Origin of the sequence: Chitinibacter sp. GC72, from assembly GCF_009760905.1 — a bacterium.
Taxonomy (GTDB): domain Bacteria; phylum Pseudomonadota; class Gammaproteobacteria; order Burkholderiales; family Chitinibacteraceae; genus Chitinibacter.
Genome location: NZ_VIRW01000051.1, coordinates 1 through 1477, shown reverse-complemented (window position 1 = coordinate 1477; position 1477 = coordinate 1). Strand labels below are relative to the sequence as shown.

Here is a 1477-nt window from a genome sequence, read left to right as displayed (position 1 = left end):
TTGCTGTGCCAGCTCATGGAAAATAACCCCAAGATTACGGCGCAATGCGCCGAATAATCGCTTCTTTCTCGCCTTGGGGATAAACACCACGTGATATTTACAATCCCAACGCGTATGGCTCAGACTTTGATACTCTTTCATTTGAAACTCCTTCTCTTGGTCGAGATCGGAGCTTCACAATGACCGTTGTATAGGTCAAACCTTGGTGAGTCCCCCGGCAAAGCCGGGGGTTTACCTCAGATTAATTAGTTGCAAGGAACTACTTATGTAATGATTGATCTCCTAGGTAATGTCTATTCATCACGCCCCGGGAAAAAAGGTCTGGAACGTCCAATGGTTGAATTACTTGATCTAGGTACACCAGGTGACACGCGCTGCATCTTCCGCAAGCTGGTGCGCGCGGCAGATAAGCTCTACGCATTAGGCTCCTACCGCAAGATTTTCCGCCGCGAAGGCCCTGACCATTGGGTCGATTTGGCCAGCGAAGGTCGCGGCGTACCGCTGCCAGCCGATGTGGAAACCAGCAACTATTCCGACATGGATTTTGGTTTCCGTGATTTAGCCGCATTTGCCGAAAACGATATGTATGCCGTCGGCGGCAGCGGCGACGTCTGGCATTTCAATGGGCAAGGCTGGCAACAATGCGCTTTTCCGAGCAATGCCCTGCTAGAAACGGTATGTTGCGGCGGCGATGGCGCAGTTTATATCACCGACCTACATGGCAGTGTCTGGACTGGGCGTGGTAACCAATGGCAACTTCGCGTGAAAGGTAATATTGACCCCGGTTATCAGCCAGAAGATGCAGTCTGGTTTAAGGGGCGGCTGTATCTTGGTTGCCGCAGCGGCGGCTTGCTAACACTGGAAGGCGATAGCCTGCTTTCTTTGGGCGAGGTCGGGCAATTTTTGCCACCACCGCCGTGGCTGTGCGGTCGGCTGGACGTCAGCCCTTGCGGTGAATTCATGCTAACCGCAGGCCCACGTGGCGCCTGTCTACTCGATAGCGAGGGCTGGCATTGGCTATTCGATATTGATGACTTGTGTTGTGATATTGCTTAGTCAGGCGGGCAAATTACCATTGATCCACTCAATGGCCGACCCAAGCAGGCCGGGTATATACCTGAAGAACAGGCCTGATCTATCCCCCAACCACATACCCAGCCGACGCTTTGCCGATCTCGCAGACAGCAAAAAGCCCAGCTCTTTCGAACTGGGCTTCTTTACTTAGGGTAGTCTGGCAATGACCTACTTTCACACGGGCAATCCGCACTATCATCGGCGCTGAGGCGTTTCACTGTCCTGTTCGGGATGGGAAGGAGTGGGACCACCTCGCTATGGTCACCAGACAAAACTGGGTGAGTCACTGTTCTTTCAAACAACAACTCGAAATAGAAGAAGTAATATCATCAGCAAGTCGTTTAACTCACCGGTCTTTCTCAAACAATTATCGATTGGGTCGATTATACCATCAGCCGCATAA

General features: G+C 51.8%; 2 protein-coding genes and 1 rRNA gene. 1 reads left to right on the top strand and 2 read right to left on the bottom strand.

Annotated elements, in window-relative coordinates; translation table 11 throughout:
- Nucleotides 1-141 (bottom strand): transposase (locus tag FLS37_RS16705; protein WP_198314676.1); only part of this gene is annotated, 141 nt, incomplete at its 3' end.
- 129 nt (nucleotides 142-270) lie between these two features.
- On the opposite strand from FLS37_RS16705, the gene FLS37_RS16700 reads away from it, so the two are divergent.
- A complete protein-coding gene (locus tag FLS37_RS16700) occupies nucleotides 271-1056 on the top strand; it encodes a hypothetical protein (RefSeq protein WP_157671085.1) in 786 nt (261 codons plus the stop codon).
- Between the two features lie 173 nt (nucleotides 1057-1229).
- Here FLS37_RS16700 and rrf read toward each other — a convergent pair.
- Nucleotides 1230-1343: ribosomal RNA gene (rrf, locus tag FLS37_RS16695) — 5S ribosomal RNA — on the bottom strand.
- Between the last annotated feature and the right edge of the window lie 134 nt (nucleotides 1344-1477).